The sequence below is a fragment of the Nocardia asteroides genome (genome assembly GCA_019930625.1).
Classification (GTDB): domain Bacteria; phylum Actinomycetota; class Actinomycetes; order Mycobacteriales; family Mycobacteriaceae; genus Nocardia; species Nocardia sputi.
Genome location: CP082844.1, coordinates 1,346,502 through 1,370,078, shown reverse-complemented (window position 1 = coordinate 1,370,078; position 23,577 = coordinate 1,346,502). Strand labels below are relative to the sequence as shown.

General features: G+C 68.3%; 23 protein-coding genes. 8 read left to right on the top strand and 15 right to left on the bottom strand.

From position 1 onward, the window contains the following. Positions 1 to 74: 74 nt before the first annotated feature. Positions 75 to 1,082, bottom strand: a complete 1,008-nt coding sequence (locus K8O92_06400) for an NADP-dependent oxidoreductase (GenBank protein UAK33572.1) — start codon at positions 1,080 to 1,082, stop codon at positions 75 to 77. A gap of 162 nt (positions 1,083 to 1,244) precedes the next feature. After that, entirely contained in the window at positions 1,245 to 2,291 is a 1,047-nt protein-coding gene (locus K8O92_06395) for an AraC family transcriptional regulator (protein ID UAK35483.1), read from the bottom strand. 152 nt (positions 2,292 to 2,443) lie between these two features. Here K8O92_06395 and lpdA point away from each other — a divergent pair, with 152 nt between their 5' ends. Both lpdA and K8O92_06385 read left to right on the top strand, forming a co-directional pair. Next, positions 2,444 to 3,847: a dihydrolipoyl dehydrogenase gene (lpdA, locus tag K8O92_06390; protein ID UAK33571.1), complete on the top strand. Its 1,404-nt coding sequence runs from the start codon at positions 2,444 to 2,446 to the stop codon at positions 3,845 to 3,847. Positions 3,848 to 3,972: 125 nt separating this feature from the next. Then, positions 3,973 to 4,674 (top strand): polysaccharide deacetylase family protein, encoded by a 702-nt coding sequence (locus K8O92_06385; GenBank protein ID UAK33570.1) that lies wholly within the window; start codon positions 3,973 to 3,975, stop codon positions 4,672 to 4,674. A 57-nt stretch (positions 4,675 to 4,731) separates the two neighbouring features. Here the strand turns inward: K8O92_06385 and K8O92_06380 are convergent, their stop codons facing one another. From K8O92_06380 to K8O92_06370, 3 genes are all read right to left on the bottom strand, one after another. Continuing rightward, positions 4,732 to 5,016: a hypothetical protein gene (locus K8O92_06380; GenBank protein ID UAK33569.1), complete on the bottom strand. Its 285-nt coding sequence runs from the start codon at positions 5,014 to 5,016 to the stop codon at positions 4,732 to 4,734. 492 nt (positions 5,017 to 5,508) lie between these two features. Continuing rightward, a complete protein-coding gene (locus K8O92_06375; GenBank protein UAK33568.1) occupies positions 5,509 to 5,925 on the bottom strand; it encodes a PPOX class F420-dependent oxidoreductase in 417 nt (138 codons plus the stop codon). 46 nt (positions 5,926 to 5,971) lie between these two features. Further along, positions 5,972 to 6,370 carry a helix-turn-helix transcriptional regulator gene (locus K8O92_06370; GenBank protein ID UAK33567.1) on the bottom strand — a complete coding sequence of 133 codons (399 nt, stop codon included), beginning with the start codon at positions 6,368 to 6,370 and terminating at the stop codon, positions 5,972 to 5,974. Positions 6,371 to 6,466: 96 nt separating this feature from the next. Here K8O92_06370 and K8O92_06365 point away from each other — a divergent pair, with 96 nt between their 5' ends. Continuing rightward, a complete protein-coding gene (locus K8O92_06365; GenBank protein UAK33566.1) occupies positions 6,467 to 7,318 on the top strand; it encodes an SDR family oxidoreductase in 852 nt (283 codons plus the stop codon). A 51-nt stretch (positions 7,319 to 7,369) separates the two neighbouring features. On the opposite strand, the gene K8O92_06360 is transcribed toward K8O92_06365, so the two are convergent. Beyond that, a complete protein-coding gene (locus K8O92_06360) occupies positions 7,370 to 7,747 on the bottom strand; it encodes a VOC family protein (protein UAK33565.1) in 378 nt (125 codons plus the stop codon). 172 nt (positions 7,748 to 7,919) lie between these two features. On the opposite strand from K8O92_06360, the gene K8O92_06355 reads away from it, so the two are divergent. Then, positions 7,920 to 8,663 (top strand): TetR/AcrR family transcriptional regulator C-terminal domain-containing protein, encoded by a 744-nt coding sequence (locus K8O92_06355; protein ID UAK35482.1) that lies wholly within the window; start codon positions 7,920 to 7,922, stop codon positions 8,661 to 8,663. Here the strand turns inward: K8O92_06355 and K8O92_06350 are convergent. After that, positions 8,660 to 9,193 carry a carboxymuconolactone decarboxylase family protein gene (locus tag K8O92_06350; protein ID UAK35481.1) on the bottom strand — a complete coding sequence of 178 codons (534 nt, stop codon included), beginning with the start codon at positions 9,191 to 9,193 and terminating at the stop codon, positions 8,660 to 8,662. The two genes, K8O92_06355 and K8O92_06350, sit on opposite strands and share 4 nt — an antisense overlap. Positions 9,194 to 9,420: 227 nt before the next feature. Between K8O92_06350 and K8O92_06345 the strand changes: the two genes are divergently transcribed. Continuing rightward, entirely contained in the window at positions 9,421 to 10,293 is an 873-nt protein-coding gene (locus K8O92_06345; GenBank protein ID UAK35480.1) for an NERD domain-containing protein, read from the top strand. Between the two features lie 4 nt (positions 10,294 to 10,297). Here K8O92_06345 and K8O92_06340 read toward each other — a convergent pair whose 3' ends face one another. The 6 genes from K8O92_06340 to urtA all read right to left on the bottom strand — a co-directional run bounded on the left by K8O92_06340 (position 10,298) and on the right by urtA (position 16,150). Then, positions 10,298 to 10,999 carry a GntR family transcriptional regulator gene (locus K8O92_06340; GenBank protein UAK33564.1) on the bottom strand — a complete coding sequence of 234 codons (702 nt, stop codon included), beginning with the start codon at positions 10,997 to 10,999 and terminating at the stop codon, positions 10,298 to 10,300. An 8-nt stretch (positions 11,000 to 11,007) separates the two neighbouring features. After that, positions 11,008 to 11,700 carry an urea ABC transporter ATP-binding subunit UrtE gene (gene urtE / locus K8O92_06335; protein UAK33563.1) on the bottom strand — a complete coding sequence of 231 codons (693 nt, stop codon included), beginning with the start codon at positions 11,698 to 11,700 and terminating at the stop codon, positions 11,008 to 11,010. Beyond that, complete coding sequence (urtD, locus tag K8O92_06330; protein ID UAK33562.1) at positions 11,693 to 12,547, bottom strand: urea ABC transporter ATP-binding protein UrtD; 855 nt, start codon at positions 12,545 to 12,547, stop codon at positions 11,693 to 11,695. Before urtD ends, urtE begins: the two co-directional genes overlap by 8 nt. Further along, positions 12,544 to 13,686, bottom strand: a complete 1,143-nt coding sequence (gene urtC, locus K8O92_06325) for an urea ABC transporter permease subunit UrtC (protein UAK33561.1) — start codon at positions 13,684 to 13,686, stop codon at positions 12,544 to 12,546. Before urtC ends, urtD begins: the two co-directional genes overlap by 4 nt. Further along, a complete protein-coding gene (gene urtB, locus K8O92_06320) occupies positions 13,683 to 14,567 on the bottom strand; it encodes an urea ABC transporter permease subunit UrtB (GenBank protein ID UAK33560.1) in 885 nt (294 codons plus the stop codon). Before urtB ends, urtC begins: the two co-directional genes overlap by 4 nt. A gap of 308 nt (positions 14,568 to 14,875) precedes the next feature. After that, the gene (gene urtA, locus K8O92_06315; GenBank protein UAK33559.1) at positions 14,876 to 16,150 is read right to left on the bottom strand and encodes an urea ABC transporter substrate-binding protein; all 1,275 of its coding nucleotides are present in this window, start codon (positions 16,148 to 16,150) and stop codon (positions 14,876 to 14,878) included. Between the two features lie 371 nt (positions 16,151 to 16,521). Here urtA and K8O92_06310 point away from each other — a divergent pair, with 371 nt between their 5' ends. Next, positions 16,522 to 18,351 (top strand): acyl-CoA dehydrogenase, encoded by a 1,830-nt coding sequence (locus K8O92_06310; protein ID UAK33558.1) that lies wholly within the window; start codon positions 16,522 to 16,524, stop codon positions 18,349 to 18,351. A gap of 3 nt (positions 18,352 to 18,354) precedes the next feature. Here K8O92_06310 and K8O92_06305 read toward each other — a convergent pair whose 3' ends face one another. Beyond that, positions 18,355 to 19,188, bottom strand: a complete 834-nt coding sequence (locus K8O92_06305; protein UAK35479.1) for a TetR family transcriptional regulator — start codon at positions 19,186 to 19,188, stop codon at positions 18,355 to 18,357. A gap of 86 nt (positions 19,189 to 19,274) precedes the next feature. Here K8O92_06305 and K8O92_06300 point away from each other — a divergent pair, with 86 nt between their 5' ends. Next, complete coding sequence (locus tag K8O92_06300; GenBank protein ID UAK33557.1) at positions 19,275 to 20,501, top strand: MFS transporter; 1,227 nt, start codon at positions 19,275 to 19,277, stop codon at positions 20,499 to 20,501. Positions 20,502 to 20,564: 63 nt separating this feature from the next. Here K8O92_06300 and ramB read toward each other — a convergent pair whose 3' ends face one another. Then, positions 20,565 to 21,971, bottom strand: coding sequence for an acetate metabolism transcriptional regulator RamB (gene ramB, locus K8O92_06295; GenBank protein UAK33556.1), 1,407 nt, complete (start codon positions 21,969 to 21,971; stop codon positions 20,565 to 20,567). A gap of 94 nt (positions 21,972 to 22,065) precedes the next feature. On the opposite strand from ramB, the gene K8O92_06290 reads away from it, so the two are divergent. After that, complete coding sequence (locus tag K8O92_06290) at positions 22,066 to 23,577, top strand: ATP-dependent DNA ligase (protein ID UAK33555.1); 1,512 nt, start codon at positions 22,066 to 22,068, stop codon at positions 23,575 to 23,577.

Genomic DNA, 23,577 nt, shown 5'->3' with positions numbered 1-23,577 from the left:
TAGTCGCCCTCGCAATAGTCCTCGACCCAGCTTGCCGCAGCCGCCCTGTGCCGCTCGCGAGACAAGTCGGGGGATTACGCCAGCCGGACCAGCATTTTGCCGGTGTTGGCGCCGGAGAGGACGCCGAGGAATGCGGCGGGGGCCTGTTCCAGGCCGTTGTACACGGTGTGCCTGGTGCGTAGGGTGCCGTCCGTCAGCCAGCCGGCGGCCTTGGTGATGTACTCGCCGAAGATCGGGAAATAGCTGCTGACCAGCATGCCGCGTAGCGAGAGCTCCCTGGTCGCGGCGAGATACAGGTCGGGGCCCGCTTCGGCGGTGGGGCCGTTGTACCCGCTGACCGCGCCGACCAGCGCGATGCGGCCGGTGGGCCGCATGGCCTCTACCGCGACGCGCAGGTGTTCCCCCCCGACGCTGTCGAGATACACGTTTATGCCTTCGGGGGCAGCCGACGTCAACTGTCCGGCGAGGTCACCTTTTCGGTAGTCGATGGCGGCGTCGAAACCGAACTCGTCGAGCAGCAGGGTGGTCTTGGCCGCGCCGCCCGCTGACCCGATGACCCGCGCCGCGCCGAGCTTCTTGGCGATCTGCCCCGCGACGCTGCCGACCGCGCCTGCCGCCGCGGAGATGAACACGGTGTCGCCGGAATCGACCCGGGCGACATCGGTCAGCGCCGCATAGGCGGTCAAGCCGGTGGTGCCGAGTGCGCCGAGATAGTGCTGCGGTGCGGCGAGCGAAGTGTCGACCGGCGTGGCGGTGGCGGCGTCGACCACCGAGTAGTCGCGCCAGCCCGCGAAATGGGTGACGGTCGCGCCGACCGGGATGCCGGATGCCGAGGCGATCACTTCGCCCACCGCCGAGCCTTCCAGCGCCGCGCCCACCTGGAACGGCGGGATGTAGGACGGACGGTCGTCCATCCGGCCGCGCATGTACGGGTCGACCGACATCCAGGTGTTGCGCACCAGGATCTGTCCTTCGGCGAGTTCGGGGATCGGGCGTTCGACCAGAGCGAAGTTCGCCGCCGTCGGCGCGCCGGTCGGGCGTGCGGCGAGGTGGAACTCACGCGCGGTGAGCGGGAGGGTCATGGCGGTGCCTTTCGTACGGCCGCGGGGCGGCCGGTTGTTCAGGATTCGCCGGATGCGATCCGGCACCGACGACGCTATGAGCGCCGAGGTCCCGCGCCCAGGTCCTCCGCCGCCATCAACCGGTCCGGACGCGCCGGGCGATCAGAGACCTGGCAGGAAGCGCTACCGCCCTCTGGCCCGCGACGGCGGTGAGCCGCTCCACCGCTGATAGGCCTTGCGCAGCGCGCGGTCGTCGGCGAACCCGAGCCGCCCCGCGATCGCGGCCGTGGTCAGCCGTCCCTCCGTCAGCAGGGTGCGCGCCCGCTCGTAGCGGACGCGGTCGTATTCCTTGCTCCACGTGGTGCCCTGCTCGGCCAGTTGGCGTTGCAGAGTGCGGGTGCTCACCGTCAGTCTGCGGGCAAGGGCGCCGAGTGAGGCATCGCCGTCATCGATCGCCGCCGCGATCGCCAGCCGCAAGGACTCCAGTGGTCCCGGGATCGGCCGGGCGGCGGCCAGCACCAGGTCGGCGTGGCTGCGCAGCAGTTCCGCCAGTCGGGGATCGGCGCGTACCAGCGGCGCTCGGGCATCGGCTTCGGCGAAGGTGATCGCGTCGAAGGGAGCGTCGAAGTCGATACGTGCGGTGCCGAACGCCTCGGTGAGGATCCGGTGGCCGGGCGGCGCGGAGCGACTGAGGACGACCCGTTCGGGGACCACGAGACGGCCGGTGGCTTCGCGGGCGCGGCGCAGGTAGTAGGCGAGCACGTATTCGGTGACCACGGAGACCGTCGCGGGGTCCGGGGCGGTGGTGTGGAAGGCGACGGTCAGCGCGCCGTCCTCGCCGAGATCGAAGCGTTCGGGGGCCGCGGTGACCAGGCGGTGGTAGGGCTGGGCGGTGCGCAGCGAATCCGCCAGCGTCGGCCCGTTGGTGACCAGGTAGTCCCAGGTGGTGAGGGTGCCGAGCGGTGCGGCGGCGGCCACGGCGAGCCCGGCGCCCGGTTCGGGTGCGGTGCGGGCGAGCAGGTCCCACAGCCGGATCACCGAGCTCAGCGGAATCCGGTTCAACTCGCCGGTCAGCGTCGCGTCATCGGTGCCGGGAATGGCGGCCAGCAGGTCGGGCCCGACTCCCGCGGCCGCGGCGGTGTCGCGCACCAGCCGGGTCAGATGGGTGGAAGCGGTCCCGTCGAGCGGGTCGGAGGGGGTCTCGGCCGCGCCGCGAACGGGTGCCGCGATCGGGTCGACACGGCTGCTCACGCGGCATGCTAACCCCGCACAGCCACCGCGTTCTTCCCGATCAGGGGAAGTTCGCCCGCCGGTGTGGTCCACGCCTCACAGTAGTGGGGGACGGGTGGGTGAACTTCCCGCCGCGGAGTTAGGCTCGGGTCGTGACTTCCCACTACGATGTCGTCGTTCTCGGTGCTGGTCCCGGCGGATACGTCGCCGCGATCCGCGCCGCTCAACTCGGCCTGCGAACAGCGATCGTCGAGCAGAAATACTGGGGCGGTGTGTGCCTGAACGTCGGCTGCATCCCGTCCAAGGCGCTCCTGCGCAACGCGGAGCTCGCCCACATCTTCACCAAGGAGGCGAAGACCTTCGGCATCTCCGGCGAAGTGAACTTCGACTTCGGGGTCGCCTTCGACCGCAGCCGCAAGGTCGCCGACGGCCGGGTCAAGGGCGTCCACTTCCTGATGAAGAAGAACAAGATCGACGAGTTCGACGGCAAGGGCACCTTCACCGGCCCGAACTCGCTCTCGGTCGAACTCGGTAAGGGCGGCACCGAGAACATCACCTTCGACAACGCGATCATCGCGGCGGGCACCGTCACCAAACTGCTGCCGGGCACCCAGCTCAGTGCCAATGTGGTCACCTACGAGGAACAGATCCTCACCCGGGACCTGCCCGGTTCGATCCTCATCGTGGGCGCGGGCGCGATCGGCATGGAGTTCGGCTACGTTCTGAAGAACTACGGCGTCGACGTGCGCATCGTCGAGTTCCTCGACCGCGCGCTGCCGAACGAGGACGCGGACGTCTCCAAGGAGATCACCAAGCAGTACAAGAAGCTCGGCATCACCATCACCACCGGTGCGGCCGTGCAGTCCATCGAGGACGACGGCGCCAAGGTCACCGTCGCGATCAAGGACAACAAGACCGGCTCGGTCGAGACCGTCACCGTCGACAAGGTGCTGCAGGCCGTCGGCTTCGCCCCGCGCGTCGACGGCTACGGCTTGGAGACCACCGGCGTGCAGGTCACCGACCGCGGGGCGATCGGGATCGATGACTACATGCGCACCAACGTGCCGCACATCTACGCGATCGGCGACGTCACCGGCAAGCTCCAGCTCGCGCACGTCGCGGAGGCGCAGGGCGTGGTCGCGGCCGAGACCATCGCGGGTGCGGAGACCGTCACCCTCGGCGACTACCGGATGATGCCGCGGGCCACCTTCTGCCAGCCGCAGGTCGCCAGCTTCGGCCTGACCGAGCAGCAGGCCCGCGACGAGGGCTACGACGTGAAGGTCGCGACCTTCCCGTTCACCGCCAACGGCAAGGCGCACGGCCTCGGCGACCCGACCGGTTTCGTGAAGCTCATCGCCGACGCCGAGTACGGCGAGCTGATCGGCGGGCACCTCATCGGCCCGGACGTCTCCGAACTGCTGCCCGAGCTCACGCTGGCGCAGAAGTGGGATCTGACCGTCAACGAGCTGACCAGGAACGTGCACACCCACCCGACGCTCAGCGAGGCCCTGCAGGAAGCCTTCCACGGCTTGGCAGGCCACATGATCAACTTCTGAGCTGTCCCCGACGAGGGCGTGCGGTCATCGATCGCACGCCCTTTTCGTCTCCCGGGCAATGGTTTCCGCGTCGGTAGCGACGGCGGGACACGGCGCCGATACGCGAATTCTGTTATACAGCGTGCATGTTTCGCAGGTGGCTGATCGGAAGTGTGCCGGTGCTCGTCGTGGTGGTGCTGCTGGTGACGGGCACCTACTATCTGACGAAAGCGCGCACCTTCCAATTGGCCGGTCACGTGGTCAGCCGGGTGGACACCGACGCGCGGGTGGTCGCACTGACCTTGGACGACGGGCCGTCAGATCGCGCGCCCGAAGTGCTGAAAGTGCTCGCCGCCGCTCAGGTTCCGGCCACCTTCTATCTGAACGGCCGCGATCTTGTGGCGCGCCCGGAGCACGGCAGGGCGATCGCCGCGGCGGGCCACGAGATCGGCAACCACACCTATTCGCATCGGCGGATGGTCTTCGTCACCCCCGGCACGGTCCGCGAGGAGGTCGAGAGCACCGACGCCGAGATCATGAAGACCGGTTACGTCGGTCCGATCACCTTCCGCCCGCCCTACGGCAAGAAGCTGTTCACGCTGCCGCGTTACCTGGCCGAGCACGACCGGACCACCGTGATGTGGGACGTCGAACCCGATTCCGGGAAGAGCGCCACCGCGGACGACATCGTCGCCGAGACCCTCGCCGAGGTCCGTCCCGGCTCGATCATCCTGCTGCACGTCATGTTCGGTACGACCGCCGCTTTGGACGCCATCCCGCGCATCGTGACCGAGTTGCGTGCGGCGGGCTACCAGTTCGTCACCGTATCGGACTTGATGTCCCGCTGAGTCTCTCGTCGGCCCACCGCCGATGCGGCCGTGGTCGGCCATCCCGCGGCCCTTCGCTCAGTCGTTGCCTCCGGTTGTCCACTGGCGGAGCTTGTCGGGATTGCGGACGGCCCAGAGGCGTTTGATCCGGTCGCCCGCGATCTCGAACGCCACCACCGTCGCTGTGGTCTCGCCCAGCTGGAGTACCAGACCGGGACGGCCGTTGACCGTGCGTTCCAGCATCGTTTGGCCGGATGTCCTGGCGGTGAGACCGATGATGTAGCGAGCAATCCGCTCGCCGCCTTCGATCGGGTGCGGGAGGGCCGTTGGCCTGGCCGCCGCCGTCGGCGATTCCGATGGCATCGGGGTCGAGCAGGCCGATGAGGGCGTTGATGTCCGAAGGGGAAGCGGAAGATGTCGTGCAGGATGAAGGCCACGCGCTCGGCCGGGGTCATGGATTCGAGCACGACGAGGAACGCCATGTCGACCGACTCGTCGAGGGTGATCCGGTCGGCGGGGTCGGCGGCGCCGCCGGACCGGTTGCCGGTCCACTCTCCGTGGTCGGGCAGGGGTGCGGGAATCCACTCGCCCACATAGCGTTCCCCTCTGGCGCTCGCCGAGCCGAGCAGGTCGAGGCAGATGCGGCCGGACTCGGGAACGCGCAAGGGAGGGTTTCAGAGCGCGATATGGGTGCGAGAGACCGTGTGCCTTCGACAGTCGAACGGCACACGGCTGATCGGGCACGAGCATGTCTCGATTCCGATCAACCCGGAGAACCTGCAAGTCTGGCTGGCCTCGGACAAAGACCAGCCCGCGTGATCGTGGACCGGCGAACGGTGCTTCGACGACCCTGTATCAGAGCATGCCGTAGGCGTGGGTCGGTGTGAACAGGACCAAGGCGCGGCGATCGGTGACCATCGCGTTGCGGTACTCGTCCCAGTCGGGGTGTTCTCCGGTGGCGGTGCGGTAGTAGTCGACGAGCGCGTCGACGGTGGGGTCGCCGGGCGCGGCGGCGACGGGGGTCAGCTCGGCCGTGCCCTCGAGCACGGTGTAGGCGAAGAAGTCGTCGCGGGTCACGTGCAGCGCCGCCCACGGGTCGCGAACGAGGTTGTGATACTTCGCACGGTCGGCGGTGATGGAGATGCGGATGCGGCCGTCATCGCCGACGACGTGCAGCACGTTGGACAGTTGCGGCCGTCCGTTGCGGCGGATCGTGGTGAGCACGGACCTGCGGTGGTCGCGCGCGAAAGCGACTGCGGCGGCGAGTTCCATGCCCGTGTAACCCGCGGTGACGCCGGTCTCTTCCCGCCGTCGCGGTTCAGTCGCGGTGATAGGCCGCTTGGGCCTCGCGCACCCGCGGCATGTTGGTCTCCAGCACCTGGATGAGCGCCTCCAAGTGGGCGGCGACCTCGGCGCCGAGTTCGGTGAGGGTGTATTCCACCCGCGGCGGAATGGTCTCCAGGACCTCCCGATGCACCATGCCGTCGCGTTCGAGTGCCTGGAGGGTCTGCGACAGCATGCGCTCGCTCACGCCGTCCACGCGTCGGCGCAGGGCGCTGAACCGGAAGGCGCCTTCGCGCAGCGCGACCAGCGCCAAGGTGCCCCAGCGACTGGCGACGTTCTGCAAGACCGGTCGTGACGTGCAGTTCCGGGCGAAGACGTCGGCTTCCAGCGTGGGGTCGTCGGCCTCGGCCGAGACGGTTCGCTGGGCGGTCATGACCGTAATGGTAGCGAACTTGACCACAGTGGCCACGGAATGCATAGTACTTACGAATAGTTAGCACTATAAAATTCGTATGCCTGGGAGGTATTCATGACCGTCGCCGTGACCGGAGCCAGTGGACAGTTGGGCCGACTGGTGGTGGAGGAGTTGTTGCGCGCGGGGGCGACGCCCGTCGTCGCGATCGTGCGTGATCCACGGAAGGTGGCCGACCTGTCCGAACGTGGAGTGGATGTCCGGCAGGCCGGCTATGGCGACCCGGCGGCCTTCGAACGCGCTCTCGAGGGCGTCGACCGGGTGCTGCTGGTCTCGGGCAACGAGTTCGGCGCACGAGTAGCTCAGCACACCAACGTCATCCGCGCGGCGGAACGCGCGGGCGTGGAACTACTCGCCTACACCAGCATTCCGAACGCGATCGACAACCCGTTGATTCTCGCGCAGGAGCACAAGGCCACCGAAGCGGTGCTCGCCGAATCCGCCGTGCCGCATGTCCTTCTGCGCAATGGCTGGTACTGGGAGAACTACCTGGGCGGCCTCGCGGGCGCGGTGGAGTCGGGCGTGCTGCGCGGAGCCGCGGGCGACGGGCGGGTGGCCGGTGCGGCGCGCGCCGACTATGCCGAAGCTGCCGCACGGGTGCTCACCACCGAGGGTCACGCGGGCCGGGTGTACGAACTCGGCGGCGGGGACAGCCTCACCTATGCCGAATTGGCCCAAGCGATTTCGGAGGCGGCGGGCAAGCCGGTGCGCTACGAGAACCTGCCGGAGGCGGACTACGCCGCCGCGTTGATCCAGGCCGGATTGCCGGAGGCCTACGCGAAGGCGCTTGCCGACGCCGACGCGGGCATCGCCGAGGGCATTCTCGACGTGCGCTCAGGAGACCTGGAGAAACTGCTCGGCCGACCGGCTACCGCGGCCGTCGAAGTATTCCGGGCCGCGCTCGGCTGAGGGCCGCCGAAGCCGAACGGCGCGGATCCTCGCGAGATCCGCGCCGTTCGCTCATACCCACTGCACCAATTGGATGATGATTCCGTTCGGATCACTCATCTGGAAGTACCGCTCGCCCCACTCTTCGGTCTCGATGGGTGTCACGATCGGCACTCCCTCGCCTTGCAGCCGGGCGTACTCGGCGTCGATGTCATCGACGACGAAGACGACGAGCAGGCCCTCGCCCGCGCTGCCCGCGGCGCTCTTCGGCTTGAAGCTCGCCAGCCCGGTGCGCAAGTAGATGACGTTCGATCCGGCGTCGGCGCGGTCCAGGGAGACGAACCCGTCGGCCGACATCTTCTCCTCGAAACCGAGGTGGTCGATGAGGAACTTCGCCGAGGCGGCCGGGTCGGGGACGTTGAGCGAGATGGCGGAAGCGGTGATGTTCATGAGTCCTCCTCGGCGACGGCAATCAACTCTGTACTAAGTACTCTATACTTTGTATAGATTCTCTTGGAGTGGTGCACTATGAGCTGGGTCACATCGATACGATCGGTGATCCGAATGGGTTGAGGAGGCGGCGGTGGAACAGCCGAAGGAACGCAGCGGTGCGGGCGACCCGGTGCGCACGCTGGAGTTGCTGTGGCGGATTCCGCCCGCTTCCGGCACGGGCCGGGGGCCGAAGCAGCGCAGCAGCATCGAGGCGGTCGTCGCCGCGGCGATCGAGATCGCCGACACCGACGGGCTCGGCGCGCTGACGATGCGCGCCGTCGCCACCAGGCTCGGCCTGACCCCGATGGCCACCTACACCTACGTGCCGGGAAAGGCCGAACTGCTCGACCTGATGCTGGACACGGTCTACGCGCGGATGGAGCGCGCCGACCTCACCGGCCTGTCCTGGCGCGAGCGGGTCGCCCGGATCGCGGCCGAGAACCGCGTCATGCTGGCCCGCCATCCCTGGGTGGCGTATCTGCCCACCACCCGGCCACCGCTCGGCCCCGGCCTCGCCGCCAAATACGACCACGAGCTGGAGGCCTTCGCGGGCCTCGGGCTCGACGACGTCGCCATGGACGCCGCACTGACGTTCGTGCTCGGCTGGGTCACCTCCGTCGCCCGCATCGCCATCGACAGTGCGCGTGCCGCGGCCGACAGCGCCATGTCCGACGGGCAGTGGTGGGAACGGGCCGCACCGATCCTGGCGCAGGTTTTCGATGCCCAGCGCTACCCGCTGGCCGCACGTATCGGCGCGTCCGCGGGCCGAGCGCACGACGCCGCCTACAGCGCCGATCACGCCTGGGAATTCGGTTTGGCGCTGGTGCTGGACGGTCTGGCGCGCCGGATCGAGGGGCCGCCCGTCGGCTCCTAGACGCCGTCGCGCTGGATGCGCAGCGCGGTGATGGTGGAGGCCAGCCCGTCGTATTGGTTGATCAGCAGGACGATTTCGATCAGACTGCGCTCGTCGTAGTGCTTCGCCAGTTCCGCCCAGGTGTCGTCGTCGAGGTCGCGCGTCCGCACGAGTTGGTCCACGGCGGCCAGCAGCGCCCGGTGCTTGTCCGACCAGCCCGCTGCCGCGGGGCCTTCGCGCAGCCGCTCGAGGATTTCGCCCGTCACCCCGGCGCGCCTGCCGAGCCGGATGTGATGGTCCATCTCGTAGTCGCAGCCGCGCAGGTGCGCGACCCGGATGATGACCAGCTCGGACTCGTGACGGGGCAGGCGTCCGCCCGGCATGAGTTTGCCCGAGTAGTGCAGCCAGCCCCGGAACAGACCGCGGGTGCGGCCGAGCGTGCTGAACAAGTGGGCGTCACCGGTGCCTGCGGCGCGGGAAAGCACCTGCCAGACAACCCAGTTGAGCGGGCCGAGTTCTCGGAACCGTCCGGGTGAGATGCGTGGTTGCAGCGCTGAAACCATGCTGGTTGCCACCTCCGCGTGGTCTGTTCGGCCGGCGTCGGTGCCGACCGAGATTCGAGCCTACTTGGCAGTATCCCGTGCGGAGGTCAGCATTCTTTTGCTTTCGGAGTGGTTTTCGGCCGGGTACCCCGTCATCATCAGTACCGGTGCGGGTCACCGCGGCCGCAGTGCGTTTCGCGGCGTCAGGTGTGGACAACAGGTCGGCAGGGGAACAGATGCTGGTGAGGATCAGGCCCGGAGCGGAGCTTTCCGGTGCCGAGCGGGAATTCGTCGCGTGCCTGCGGTCGTATCCGACGACCGGCCTCGCCGTGATCGATCTGGAAGCGGACAACCGGCGCGTCGACGCCGTGGTGTGGACCCCGCGTGGGCTGACCGTGCTGGAGGTACACGGGTTCCGGCGCAGGCAGAGCGGCATTCTGAGCACACCGGCCGAAGAACCGTGGAAGATCAGCGACGCACCGGTGGAATTGGACGACCCGGAATCCGGGAGCCCCGCCGAGCGCGTGGAACACGGCATCTACGCGGTCAAGCACATGCTCCAGCGGGCGTTACAGGACCCCGGCCACATCAGCGGCGCCGTGGTGCTCGTCCCGTTCCGGGGCGCCGTGGTGCGACCGGCGCGCACCAGCCTGCGGCCGGGTTTGGACGTCGTCGTCGGAAACGTCACCGACGCGACCGAGCTGCGTATCTACCTGGAGGGATTCTCCGCGGGACCGCGCAACTGGACCGTGGACCGGGTCATCGGCGCGTGCGGCGCGCTCGGTCTGGCGGAGATCGCGCCGTCCCGCGCGGAACTGCTCGAGGCGGGCTTCGAAGACCAGGCGCCGGAGCCGGTCACGACCATCGCCCGCTCACCCAAGCCGCGCGTGCAGCCGACGCCGGGCGTCGCGACGAAGGGACAGGCCTACGCCGGTTGGTCGGTCGTCGTGATCGCGGTGGTCGGAGTCCTGTTCGTGCTCGGGGTGATCGCCACCGCCTTGGCCCACGACTCGGCGCAGCCGCTCCCGGCGACCGATACGACGACTCCCACCCCGTCGCCGCCCGCGTACCGGCCCACCGAGTGCTTCCCCTTCCAGCAGAGCTGCTGACACGTCAATCGCGCACGGCGCGGCCGAGTTTGGTCAGGCGCAGCGCGTGCTGCGCGCGGGCCAGCACGTGCGTTCGCGAGGTGTCGATGTGGGCGGTGAGCGTGGCCGCCGCCGCGTCCACCGCACCGGAGACCAGATGTTCGGCCACCGCGATGTGCTCGGCGGTCATCGTGGCGATTCGTTCCGGGGTCGGCATGTCCAGTGTGCGCACCGGGCGCACACGGACGTGCACGGCGGTGAGGGCGTCGGCGAGAGCGGCGTTGCCCGCGGCCGCGAGCAGGGTGGTGTGGAATCGTTCGTCGGCTGCCACCAGCGCCGGGCCGGGTTCGGGTGGGTCGTCGAGGAGCGCGCGCCAGACGTCGAGTTCCGCGCGCACGAGTTCCAGATCGTGCACGGGAGCCTCGCCGGACGGCCCCACTCGTTGCATGCCCCTGGCCTCCAGCACGAGCCGTAACTCGTAGAGGTGATCGAGTTCGTCCAGTCGGGGACGGTACGGGTACAAGCCGTCGGCGAGCCGCTCCACCAGGCCGTCCGCCTGCAATCGGGCCAGCGCCTCGCGCACCGGGGTGCGTGAGACCCCGTAAGTTTCGGCGAGACGTTCTTCGCCGAGCCGTTCGGTCGGCACGATGGCTCCGGTGGCCAGGTCGTGGCGCAACGAGTCGTACACCTGCTCACGCAAGGGAATCCGCCCCCTGTCGCGCGTCACGGCGGTGCTCAGATCGCCATCGCCGAGCGGACCGCGCTCTCGGCGCCCGCGCCACCCGCGCCCGTGGAGGTCACCCGGCCGGATTGCAGCACGTAGTAGCGCTGCGCCGCCTGCAACGCGAAGCCGATGTGCTGTTCGACCAGCAGCACGCTCAGCCCGCCGCGCCGGGTGAGATCGATGATGGTGCGCTCGATCTCGGCGACCACCGACGGCTGGATCCCTTCGGTCGGCTCATCGAGGATGAGCAGTTTCGGCTCGGTGATCAGCGCCCGCGCGATGGCGAGTTGCTGACGCTGGCCGCCGGACAGCAGGCCCGCCTTGCGGGTGAGCAACTCGCGCAGCGCGGGGAACAGCTCGAGCGCTTCATCGATCAGCGCCTTGCCGCGTTTACGGCCGTCCGCGACCACCTGCAAATTCTCGGCGGTGGTCAGTTGGGGGAAACTCTGCTGTCCCTGCGGCACGTACGCGATCCCGCGGCGCACTCGCCGCGACGGCGCGAGCTTGGTGATCGTTTCCCCATCGAACTCGATGCGGCCCGACTTCGCGCCGATCAAGCCGACGGCGGTGCGCAGCAGCGTGGTCTTCCCGGCGCCGTTGTGCCCCATGATGGCGACCACGCTGTCGTCCGGCACGGTCACCGAGACGCCGTGGATCACCTCGGTGCGGCCGTAGCCGGAGTGGATATCGGTGAGTTCAAGCATCGCTGTCGCCTTCCTGGGGTAACTGCGGGGCAGGTGCGGTCGACGCGTCCTCCAGTTCGGTCCCGACCGCCGCGGCGGTGCCGAGATAGACCTCTTGGACCTTCGGATCCGCCTGGACCTGTTCGACGGTCCCTTCGCTGAGCACTGTGCCGCCGGCGAGGACGGTGACCGAGCTGGCGAAGGCGCGCATGAAATCCATGTCGTGCTCGACCACCACGACGACCCGGTCGCCGCCGATGCGGCGCAACAGGTTGCCGGTCTCCTCCCGCTCCTCGGCGCTCATCCCGGCCACCGGCTCGTCCAGCAGCAGCACCGAGGCGTTCTGCACCAGGAGCATGCCGATCTCGAGCCACTGTTTCTGTCCGTGCGCGAGCACCCCGGCGGGCTTGTCGCGAAGGTCGGCCAGACCCGTGGTCTCCAAAGCCTCCTCAATGGCGGGCAGCACCGATTTGCGGCGGCGCAGCATGGTGAGCGCCGAACGTCCCGCGCCCGCCGCGATGTCGAGGTTCTGGAGCACGCTGAGCTGTTCGAACACGCTCGCGGTCTGGAACGTGCGTCCGACTCCGAGCCGGGCGATCTGGTGCACCTTCTTGCCGAGCAGTTCCACACCGGTCTTCTGCGCCGACCCGGTCGCCGGGACCAGCCCGGTGATCGCGTCGATGAGCGTCGTCTTGCCCGCGCCGTTGGGACCGATCAAGAAGCGCAGATCGCCCTGCAACACTGTCAAATCGACGTCGGTGACGGCTTTGAATCCGTCGAAACTCACCGAAAGGCCACGGATCTCGAGGTACTCACTGGACATCCCGGCGTTGCCGCCGAGCTTCGGTTCGTGCGCGGTCTCGGTCATCGCGATTCCACCTTCTCCGTCACAGGTGCCTGCGCCGCCGCGGCCACCACGGCCGGAGCCGGAGCGGGACGCCGGAATCGGTTGTCCCGAACGCCCTTCACCAGGGGCCACAGTCCGGCGAGCCCGGCCGGGACGAACCCGACCACCACGATGAACAGCACGCCTTGCAGATACGTCCACCCCGACGGGAACTCCTCGGACAGCGCCGTCTGCGCCCACGCCACGCCGATCGCGCCGAGCACCGGACCGAGCAGGGTGGTCCGGCCGCCGATCGCCACGCCGATGAGGAAGGCGATCGAGGGAACGACACCGATGTCGGCGGGGGAGATGATGCCGACGATCGGGGTGAACAACGCACCGGCGATGCCCGCGAAGAAGGCGGCGACCACGTAGGCGACGATCTTCACGTTCGCCGGGTCGTACCCCAGGAAACGCACGCGCTCCTCCTGGTCGCGCACCGCCACGAGCAGCTCGCCGTACCGGCTGTGCATCAGCTGCCGCACCAGCGCCACCACCACCAGCAGCGTGCCGGCGGCGATGAAGAACAGCATCTGCCGGTTGACCGGGTCCGACAGCTTGAACCCGAAGAACGCGCGGAAATCCGACAGGCCGGTGAACCCGCCGATGGCTTGCTGGCCGGTCAGCAGGATGGCCAGCGCGGCGGCCAGCGCCTGACTGAGGATGGCGAAGTACGCGCCCTTCACGCGGCGCTTGAACACGCCGTATCCCAAGGCCGCGGCGATCAGCGCGGGCAGCACCAGGATGCCGAGCAGCGCCACCGGAGCCGACGCGAAAGGCTTCCAGAACGACGGCAACTCGCGAATGCCCGCGATCTCCATGAATTCCGGCACGTCGTTGCCGAGCCGGGCGGCGTCGGCCATCTGCAGATGCATGGCCATGATGTAGGCGCCGATACCGAAGAACACGCCCTGACCCAGGGTGAGCATTCCGCCTCGCCCCCAAGCCAAGCCGATGCCGACCGCGACGATCGCGAAGCACAGGAACTTCGCCAGCAGGTTGAGCCGGAAATCGCTGAGCACGGCGGGCGCGACCGCGAACAACAGGATGGCGGCGACGGCGAATCCGGTCGGCGCGCCGAGCGAGGAGTGCGCGCGCCACCGTTGTACGAGCGAGGTCATGCCAGGCTCCTTGTCCGGACGGTGAACAGGCCCTGCGGGCGGACCTGCAGGACGATCACGATGACGACGAAGACGATGACCTTCGCGATGGACGCGGTGGTCGAGTACTCGATGTAGGAATTGAGCAGGCCGAGCGCGAACGCCGCGATCACCGTGCCCTTGATCTGGCCGAGCCCGCCGATGACCACCACGAGGAACGCGTCGATCAGGTAGCTCTGGCCGATGGTCGGGCTGGTGGAGCCGATCAGCGTCAGCGCGACACCGGCCACGCCCGCCAGTCCCGAACCGATGAAGAAGGTGCTGATATCGGTGAAACGGCTGGACACGCCCGATGTCTCGGCCAAGCCGCGGTTCTGCACCACCGCGCGGATGCGGCGGCCCAACGGCGTCGCCTTGAGCACCGCGGCCAGCGCGGTCACCGCGACGACCGCCAGGACGAGGATGAAGATGCGCGTCTTGGGCACCACCGCGCCCAGGATCGTGACGCCGCCGCTGAGCCACTCCGGCGCGATGACGTTCTTGGCCGGCGCGCCGAAGATGTCACGGGCCAGCTGTTGCAGCACCAGCCCGACACCGAAGGTGACCAGCAGGGTGTCCAGCGGCCGGTCGTACATCCACCGGATCAAGCCCATCTCCAGCGCGGCGCCCAGCAGACCGCCGACGAGAAAACCGACCAGCAGGGAGACGACGAGCGAGACGCCCGCCGACGAGACGACCTTCTGCACGACGTAGGTCGTGTAACAACCGGCCATGATGAACTCGCCGTGCGCCATGTTGATCACGCCCATCTGACCGAAGGTCAGCGAGAGACCGAGCGCGGCGAGCAAGAGAATCGATCCCAGACTCAGCCCGGTGAACAGCTGTCTGATCACGACTTCCATGGGAGCTCCTGTATCTGATTGCCGCGCCTCCGCGTGCTCCTTCGTCGCCTACGCGGCGGCCACTCGGACGCGAGCAGGGCCGCGAACGGCGGATGCTCGGTCTCGCTTCGCTCGAAACCGGGAGGTGAGGTGCGCTGGGCGCGTTGGGTGTTCGACATGCGGACCGGAGGTCGATGCTGACCGGATGTCGGCCTGGCTGTGGTGGTCCGTTGCTGTCCGCGGCCCCCCTCATTGCGCGCTCCGCGTGATCGCCGTCGCGACTGTGTCGCTGGGCGGGCACCGGTAGCTGGGCCGCGGACAGCGGCGGACTACTTCAGGCCCTCGGCCCAGTCGTAGGACTTCAGGTAGGGGTCCGGTGTCACGGCCTTGCCGGAATCCCACACGGTGTAGATGAGTCCGTCGGGGCGGATCTCGCCGATGCGGGCGGTCTTGGTGATGTGGTGGTTGGAACCGTCGATGGTGACCAGTCCCTCGGGGGCGTCGAAGCTGACGCCGTCGGCGGCGGCCTGGATGTCCTCCACCTTGAACGACTTGGCCTTCTCGACGGTGTTCTTCCACAGGTAGACCGACGCGTAGGCGGCTTCCATCGGGTCCGAGGTCGGCTTGTCGGCGCCGAAGGCGGCCTTGTAGTCGGCGACGAACTTCCGGTTCACCGGGCTGTCGACGGTCTGGTAGTAGTTCCACGCGGTCAGCTGCCCGGCGATGTGCTGCGCGCCGATGCCCGCGACCTCCTCCTCGGCGATCGACACCGAGACCACCGGCATCTCCGCGGCCTTCAGGCCCGCGTTGCTGTACTCGCGGAAGAACGCGACGTTGGAGTCCCCGTTGAGGGTGTTGAACACCGCCCCCGCCTTGGCGCTGCGGACCTTGTTCACGATGGTGGAGAAGTCGGTGGAGCCGAGCGGGGTGTAATCCTCGCCCTTGATCTCGATGCCGTTGGCCGCGGCGTACGCCTTGATCTCGCGATTGGCGGTCTGCGGGAAGACATAGTCGCTCCCGACCAGGTAGAGGGAGGTGATGCCCTTCTGCTTCAGGTAGTCCAGCGCCGGGATGATCTGCTGGTTGGTGGTCGCGCCGGTGTAGAAGATGTTCTTGCTGTCCTCGAGGCCCTCGTACTGCACCGGGTAGTAGAGCAGCGAGTTCAGGCTCTCGAACTTCGGCTTCATCGCCTTTCGGCTCGACGAGGTCCAGCCGCCGAACACGGCGGCGACACAGTCGGAACTGATCAGCTTCTCCGCCTTCTCCGCGAAGGTCTTCGGGTCCGAGGCGCCGTCCTCGAGCACCAGGTCGATCTTCTTGCCGAGCACGCCGCCCGCGGCGTTGATCTGGTCGACGGCCAGCTTGGTCGAGTTGGCGACCGTGACCTCGGAAATGGCCATCGTGCCGGACAGGGAGTGCAGCGAACCGATCTTGATCGTGTCCTTCGACGTGTCGACGCAGGACGCGGCGCCGGAGCCGGTGGTGGAGGCGTCGTCCTTGGCGCCGCAGGCGGTCAGCAACAGGGCAGCGAGCGCGACCGCGGTGGGCACCGCCATCACTCTCGCCACACGCCCGGAGCGATGGATGGCACGGGAATCTGGCATGGGGCGAACCCTCTCCTCATCAGGTGTTGCGGCGGCGTCGGCAGGGCGCCGCATCGAACACACCCGTCTTCGCCCCGCTCACGGCTGTAGACGGGGCTGTATACAACGGCTGTATTCGTGATGCGAACGGTAGACAGAAGTTGTTGCGCCGGAATATCTCTCGATGACAAGTCCGTTTCGTCTGTTTCGCGGAGGTGAACATTCCCGGTCAATGTTCGGTGCCCCGCTGTGAGGTTCCGGCAAACCCGCTGGCCGGGGCGGAGGTGGCTACGGTTGCGTAGCGTCGCCGCGATGCGGCACGCTTCGATTCGTACGACGCCTGAACCGTCCCAATCCGCGGCGGCCCGCGGACTCGAGTCGAGGAGGACCCGGTGGGCCACTACAAGGCGAATCCGAGGGATATCGAGTTCAACCTGTTCGAGGTGCTCGAGCTGGACAAGCTCCTGGATACGGGCGCCTACGGCGACCTGGACTCCGGCACCGTCCGGGAGATCCTGTCCGAGGTCCGGCGACTGGCCGAGGGACCGGTGGCGGACTCCTTCGCGGCGGCCGATCGTGATCCGGTCGTCTACGATCCGGCCACCTTCTCGATCGCTGTTCCGGAGCCGCTACGTAGGACCGTCACCGCCGTGCGCGACGCGGACTGGAGCAGGCTCGGCATGCCGGAGGGCATGGGCGGCACGCCCGCGCCCGCGGTGCTGGTGTGGGCGGTCGCCGAGATGATCACCTGCGCCAATCCGTCGGCGTCGTTCTTCAACATGGGCCCGGTCATGGCGTCGGTGCTCTACAACGTCGGCACCGAGCAGCAGCGGCACTGGGCCACACTCGGCTTCGAGAAGGGCTGGCAGGGCACCATGGTGCTCACCGAACCCGATGCCGGGTCCGACGTCGGGGCCGGCCGCGCCAAGGCGATCCGTCAGGAGGACGGCTCCTGGCACATCGAGGGCGTGAAGCGCTTCATCTCCGGCGCCGAGGTCGGCGACACCGCCGAGAACGTCTTCCACCTGGTGCTGGCCCGCCCCGAGGGCGCCGGACCGGGCACGAAGGGCCTGTCGCTGTTCTATGTGCCGAAGTTCCTCTTCGACCCCGAGACCTTGGAAATCGGCGAGCGCAACGGTGTGTACGTCACCGGGGTGGAGCACAAGATGGGCCTGAAATCCTCGCCCACCTGCGAGCTGACCTTCGGCGGCCACGGCATCCCCGCCAAGGGCTGGCTGGTCGGCGAGGTGCACAATGGCATCGCCCAGATGTTCCAGGTCATCGAGAACGCGCGCATGATGGTCGGCGTCAAATCGTCGGGCACCCTGTCGACCGGTTACCTCAACGCGCTGGCCTTCGCCAAGGAGCGGGTCCAGGGCGCCGACCTGACGCAGATGACCGACAAGGCCGCGCCGCGCGTGAGCATCATCCGCCACCCGGACGTGCGGCGGTCGCTGGCCATGCAGAAGGCGTACGCGGAGGGGCTGCGCGCGGTGTACCTGTACACCGCCGCTCACCAGAACGACGACGTGGCGCAACTGGTCTCGGGCGCGGACCCCGATCTGGCGCACCGCGTGGACGATCTGCTGCTGCCGATCGTCAAGGGTGTCGGCTCCGAGCGCGCCTACCAGTACCTCACCGAGTCGCTGCAAACCCTGGGCGGCTCCGGCTATCTCCAGGACTACCCGATCGAGCAGTACATCCGCGACGCGAAGATCGACTCGCTCTACGAGGGCACCACCGCCATCCAGGCGCAGGACTTCTTCTTCCGCAAGATCGCCCGCGACCGCGGCGTCGCGCTCGCCCACGTCAGCGCGCGAATCGCGGCGTTCCTGGACGCGAAGACCGGGCGGTTCGAGACCGAACGCGAACTGCTGCGCACCGCCGCGGCGGATGTGCAGGCGATGGCGGCCGCCCTCACCGGCTTCCTCATGGGCGCCCGGGAGGAGCCGAGCGAGCTGTACAAGGTCGGCTCGGGCTCGGTGCGCTTCCTGCTCGCAGTCGGCGACCTCCTCATCGGCTGGCGGTTGCTGGTGCAAGCGGAGATCGCGGCCTCGGCACTCGGCGCCGGCGCGCCCGAGAAAGATCGCGCTTTCTACGCCGGAAAGGTCGCTGTCGCGAGCTTCTTCGCCAAGAACGCGCTGCCGAACCTGACCGCGGTGCGCGAGATCATCGAGTCACTCGACAACGACATCATGAACCTGGACGAGGCGGCGTTCTAGCGGTCAGCCCTCTGAATCGGACAGCAGTTTGAGTACGACGGGCCGCGACAGCGTGCCGGAGATCTGCTTGGCGAGCTTATTGGCGCTCGCGCCCGCGGCATGGGCCGCCCGCAGGGCGGTGGCGAGGTCCGCGCGGGCGGCCTCGGCGGTGGCCTGGGCGTCGCGCAGCCTGCGTGCGGCGCGGTCCACCTCGGACTGTCCGTCGCCGGTGGTCAAATCATTGACCAGTTCGACCTCCGGCAGGCGTGCTCCCCGCTCGTCCGGGGCCGCGTCGCGCCGCATCGCCGCCCTGGCGAAGTCCATCAGGAACGCGCGGGTGGCGTCCTTGTCCTGCGCACCGGCCTCACCCAGCAGCAGCTTGGTGGTCTGCGGGACGGCGAGCGACCAGTTGGCCAGGCCACACAGCGCCAGCAGCAGGCGCCCCGCGTTCGTGGCGTCGATGTCGAACTGCTCTCGGGCGCGGTCGGATTTGCGGACGTAGTGCCGGGCGCGCCAGCCGTCGATGTCGTGGGCGTCGGCGCCGCGATGCAGCGCCTCCCAGAGCATCAGCCGCAACAGCTGCGGATTGTCGCGGTGGTAGTCGAACAGCTTGCCGACGTACGCGCCGGGTTCGGTATCGGCCAGGGGCTTCACCACGTCGATGAACTCGCGCAGCGTCTCGATCAGGATGACGTCGAACAGCTTGTCCTTGCTGCCGAACAGTCCGTAGATGCGCTCCTTGTTGACGCCGGCCGTCTCGGCGATCCGATCGACTCGCGCCCCGGCCAGCCCGTACTGCGCGAATTCGTCGCGGGCGGCGCGCAACAGGGCCTGCCTGGTCGCGTCACTGCGTTTCATCGTGGCCGTCATGACGAACACTTTACCAGTTCATTAAACCAACTATTTGGTTGACAGCGGGTCCCGCCGGGCCTACCTTCGAGTCCATGGCAATGCCCACCTTCCAGTCCGCGGCTCCGGTCGCGACGCCCGTCCGGGATACGTCCGCACGGGCCCACACGGGGCGCACCCTGCCCTTCTTCGTTCTGGCCGCCCTCTTGGCCACCGGCCAGATGTACGTCCCGATCCCGCTTTTCGCCGCCATGCGGGCCGACTGGGGCGTCGGCTCCGCGGTGATGACCTGGATCATCAGCGCGTTCGCCTTCGGGTACGCCGGGGGCTTCGTATTGTTCGGGCCGTTGGCGGATCGCTACGGACACCGCCGGGTGCTCGTGGCCGGAATGCTGGTCGCCGCAGTGGTCACCCTATTGACCGGTTTGGCGTTCGGTGCACCGCTGGCCGTCGGCCTGCGGGTCGTGCAGGGCCTGGTGGTCGGCTCGATTCCGCCCGCGATCATGGCCTATGTGGCCACCCGCATCGATCCAGCGCACCGTGCCGTGGCCACCATGTCGGTGGCCACGTCGTTTCTCGCGGCCACGGTGATCGCGCAGATCGTGTCGCAGGCGATGGTGGACGTCTTCCCCTGGCGCACCGTCTTCCTCGCGTCCGCCGTCGGTTTCGCCTTACTGGCGCTGGTCCTGCGTTCGGTGCTGCTGGCCGACGCTCCCACCGGCCGCGAGCTGCCGCTGCGGTACAGCTACGCCGCCATTCCGGCGGTGCTGCGCATCCGGGCGCTGCTGCCGATGCTGATCGCGGGCGCGATGAGCATGGCCGTGATGGTCGGGGTGTACACCGGCCTGGAACTGACCGGAGTGGTGCGGGGCTCGGGCGAACTGCTCGCGTTGCGTGCGGGCGCGCTGCCGGTGATGGTCGCGCTTCCCCTGCTCGCGGTGCCGCTGGCCCGGCTGTCCAAGCACGGTCAGATCGTGCTCGGCGTACTGATCGCCGCGACGGCGATGGTGCTGGCGACCTTCGAGGGAACCCATCCGGCCGTGCTGGCCGTCCTGCTCGCGGTTCTGGTCGGCGGTCTCGGCATCATCGCTCCCGCCGTGCTGCAGAGCGCGGGCGAGCTGGGCGGCGAATCACGGGCCGCCGCCATGTCGGTCGCGATGTTCAGCTTCTACGTGGGCGCGACCATCGGCCCGCTGGTCGCCGCGTCCGCCGCACCGCACGGTTTCGCGGCGCTGGCCTGGATTCTGGCGGGATTGCTCGTGGCCGCGCTGGGCATGACGGTGGCCGGTCTGCGTATCGCGCGCAGGACACAGGCCGCCTGACACGACGTCCGGCCGGTCGGGCTGCGACACCGGCCGGACGTCGTCCAGGACGATCGGTTACGACTACTTCAGCACGTACGGCGACACCGAGCTGCGGTGTTCGCTGATGTCGAGCACCTTGCCCAGCGGCGGGAAGGCGCGTTGCGGGCAATTGGCGCGTTCGCAGACTCGGCATCCGGCACCGATCGGCGTCGGCTGCACTTCGTCGAGATCGATGCCGTCGGCGTAGATCACGCGGGCCGCGTGCCGCAGTTCGCAGCCGAGTCCGATGGCGAAGGTCTTGCTCGGCTGGCCGTAGCGGGTGGCGCGGCGTTCCACCGTCCGGGCCACCCACAGGTACTTGCGGCCGTCGGGCATCTGCGCGATCTGCGTCATGATCTTGCCGGGATAGGCGAAGGTCTCGTAGACGTTCCACAGCGGGCATGTTCCGCCGCTGGCGGAGAAGTGGAATCCGGTGGCCGACTGGCGCTTGGACATGTTGCCCGCCCGGTCCACTCGCACGAACGAGAACGGCACGCCGCGCAGCGACGGGCGTTGCAGCGTGGAGAGCCGGTGACAGATGGTCTCGTAACTCTGGGTGAAGAACGCCGACAGCCGTTCGATGTCGTAACGGAAGTCCTCGGCGACCTCGTGGAAATGCGTGTACGGCAGCACCGTCGCCGCGGCGAAGTAGTTGGCCAGCCCGAGCATGGCCAGCTTGCGGGCGTCCTCGGACGCGAAATTGCCCTCCTCGACCAGCTTCTCCAGCAGCTCGCCGCACTCGAAGTAGGCCAGTTCGGCGGCCAGCTTGAAGGTGCGCTGCCCGCCGGACAGATGCGGTGCGATCTCCAGGTTGCGGGTCTGCGGGTCGAAGCGGTGCAGCACACCTTCGCCGAGGTCGATGCGCTCGGTGATCCGCACGTCGTGCGCGCGCAGAATCCTGGCGATCTCGCTGTTGACGTCGCCGCCGTGGAAACGGATGCGCGCGGTGAGGTCTTCGGCGGCCGTATCGAGCTCGTGAATGTAGTTCTGACGCTGATAGAAGTAGTCGCGCACTTCCTCGTGCGGCTTGCTGATCGCCCCGCTGCCCGCGCTGTCGGCGAACCGGTCCTCGGTGGCCGCGGCCAGTTGGGCGGAGGTGTTGCGGTAGCGGTTGTGCATGTTGACCAGCGCGCGGGCCATGCTCGGGTGCGCCGAGACCATGTCGGCGATCTCCTGGGCGTCGGCCTCGATGCCCAGCTCCTGGTCCATCACGACCTCTTGGAGTTCGGCGATGAGCCGGGTGTCGTCCTGCGCGGAGAAGAAGGTGGCGTCGACGCCGAACAGGTCGCTGATTTTCAGCAGCACCGGGACGGTGAGCGGCCGCACGTCGTGCTCGATCTGGTTGAGATAACTCGCCGAGATCTCCAGCTGCTGGGCCAGCGCGACTTGGCTCAGCCCGCGTTCGGTCCGCAGCTGACGCAGCCGAGCGCCGACGTAGGTCTTGGCCATGCGTCCAGCTTATGGACGCTTTCGCATTCGTGCCAATTTCTGATTAGCAGCAGGTTCCAGCGCGGTGTCGTACCCGGCGGCTACCGTCGGCAGGGTGTTGTTCTCGGATGTCGTCCTCGGCTCGGAGACCGTGCGCGCGACCAGGTCACGCAAGACGAAAATCGCCACGTTGGCAGGGTTGCTGACGGCGGCCGCTCCCGAGGAGCTGACGCCGGTGGTCGCCTGGGCGTCCGGCGAGCTACCGCAGGGGCGGATCGGCACGGGTTGGCGCACGCTCACCACCCTCGACATCCCGTCGGCCCCGGTGGCGACGCTGACGGTGTCGGCGGTGCACGCCGCGCTGAGCGATCTGGCAGGCACCTCCGGCGCCGGTTCCGCGGCTCGGCGCAAGGAACTGCTCGCGGCGCTGTGGTCCGCGGCCACCGCGGAGGAGCAGGGCTTCCTGGTACGCCTGCTCACCGGAGAGCTGCGCCAGGGCGCGCTCACCGCCGTGGTCGCCGAAGCCGTGGCCGTCGCCGCCGGCGTGCCGCCCGATCTGGTGCGCCGGGCGTACATGCTGTCGGGCCGGTTGCCGGTCACCGCCGTCGCGGCGCTGACCGGTGGCGCTGCCGCGCTCGCGGAGTTCCGGCTCGAAGTCGGCCGCCCGATCCAGCCCATGCTCGCCGCACCCGGTGCGACGCTGGACGAGGCGCTGATCGAGTTCGAGGGCGAGGTGAGCCTCGAGCACAAGCTGGACGGCGCCCGCATCCAGGTGCATCGGGACGGCGACCGGATTCGGGTGTTCACCAGGACGCTGCGCGAGATCACCGCGAGCGTGCCGGAACTCGTCGAGCTGGTGGGGGGTCTGAACTGCACGAGCGTCGTGCTGGACGGCGAGACGCTGGCGCTCACCGACTCCGGGCGGCCGCGCCCGTTCCAGGAGACCATGAGCCGGTTCGCCGAGGTGAGTACTACCAGGGAACTGCTGCTGCATCCGTATTTCTTCGACTGCCTGCACCTGGACGGCCGGGACCTGCTGGACGCTCCGCTGTCCGAGCGGCGCGCGGCGCTGACGAAGGTGGCCGGCGCGCACACCATTCCCGCGCTGCTGCGGCCGGATGCCGAGGCGGCCGCGGAATACTTCGACGGCGCGCTGGCAGCGGGTCACGAAGGCGTCATGATCAAGTCGTTGACCGCGCCGTACGCGGCGGGCAGGCGCGGCCGGGCCTGGCAGAAGATCAAGCCCACGCACACCCTCGATCTGATCGTGCTCGGCGCGGAATGGGGATACGGCCGCCGCACGGGCTACCTGTCGAACCTGCATCTGGGTGCTCTCGACCCGGACACCGGCGAGCCGGTCATGGTGGGCAAGACGTTCAAAGGACTCACCGACGCGCTGCTGCAATGGCAGACCGCCGAATTCCCACGGCACGAACGCTCCCGCGATCAGCACACCGTGTATCTGTGGCCGAAACTGATCGTCGAAATAGCCCTGGACGGCGTGCAGGTCAGCCCACGCTATCCCGGTGGTGTCGCGTTGCGTTTCGCTCGGGTGGTGCGCTATCGCCCCGACAAAGAACCCGCCGAAGCCGACACCATCGACACCGTTCGCGCGCTGCTGCCGTGA

Coding starts and splice junctions, on each gene's coding strand:
- K8O92_06375 (UAK33568.1), bottom strand. CDS start 5,925: ATGGAACTCGCCGCCGCAGTCGCTTTCGCGCGCGACCACCGCAGGTCC.
- K8O92_06305 (UAK35479.1), bottom strand. CDS start 19,188: ATGAAACGCAGTGACGCGACCAGGCAGGCCCTGTTGCGCGCCGCCCGC.
- urtC (UAK33561.1), bottom strand. CDS start 13,686: ATGACCTCGCTCGTACAACGGTGGCGCGCGCACTCCTCGCTCGGCGCG.
- K8O92_06365 (UAK33566.1), top strand. CDS start 6,467: ATGACCGTCGCCGTGACCGGAGCCAGTGGACAGTTGGGCCGACTGGTG.
- K8O92_06380 (UAK33569.1), bottom strand. CDS start 5,016: ATGCCATCGGAATCGCCGACGGCGGCGGCCAGGCCAACGGCCCTCCCG.
- urtE (UAK33563.1), bottom strand. CDS start 11,700: ATGCTTGAACTCACCGATATCCACTCCGGCTACGGCCGCACCGAGGTG.
- K8O92_06385 (UAK33570.1), top strand. CDS start 3,973: ATGTTTCGCAGGTGGCTGATCGGAAGTGTGCCGGTGCTCGTCGTGGTG.
- urtB (UAK33560.1), bottom strand. CDS start 14,567: ATGGAAGTCGTGATCAGACAGCTGTTCACCGGGCTGAGTCTGGGATCG.
- ramB (UAK33556.1), bottom strand. CDS start 21,971: ATGGCCAAGACCTACGTCGGCGCTCGGCTGCGTCAGCTGCGGACCGAA.
- K8O92_06370 (UAK33567.1), bottom strand. CDS start 6,370: ATGACCGCCCAGCGAACCGTCTCGGCCGAGGCCGACGACCCCACGCTG.
- urtD (UAK33562.1), bottom strand. CDS start 12,547: ATGACCGAGACCGCGCACGAACCGAAGCTCGGCGGCAACGCCGGGATG.
- K8O92_06400 (UAK33572.1), bottom strand. CDS start 1,082: ATGACCCTCCCGCTCACCGCGCGTGAGTTCCACCTCGCCGCACGCCCG.
- urtA (UAK33559.1), bottom strand. CDS start 16,150: ATGCCAGATTCCCGTGCCATCCATCGCTCCGGGCGTGTGGCGAGAGTG.
- K8O92_06345 (UAK35480.1), top strand. CDS start 9,421: ATGCTGGTGAGGATCAGGCCCGGAGCGGAGCTTTCCGGTGCCGAGCGG.
- K8O92_06300 (UAK33557.1), top strand. CDS start 19,275: ATGGCAATGCCCACCTTCCAGTCCGCGGCTCCGGTCGCGACGCCCGTC.
- K8O92_06360 (UAK33565.1), bottom strand. CDS start 7,747: ATGAACATCACCGCTTCCGCCATCTCGCTCAACGTCCCCGACCCGGCC.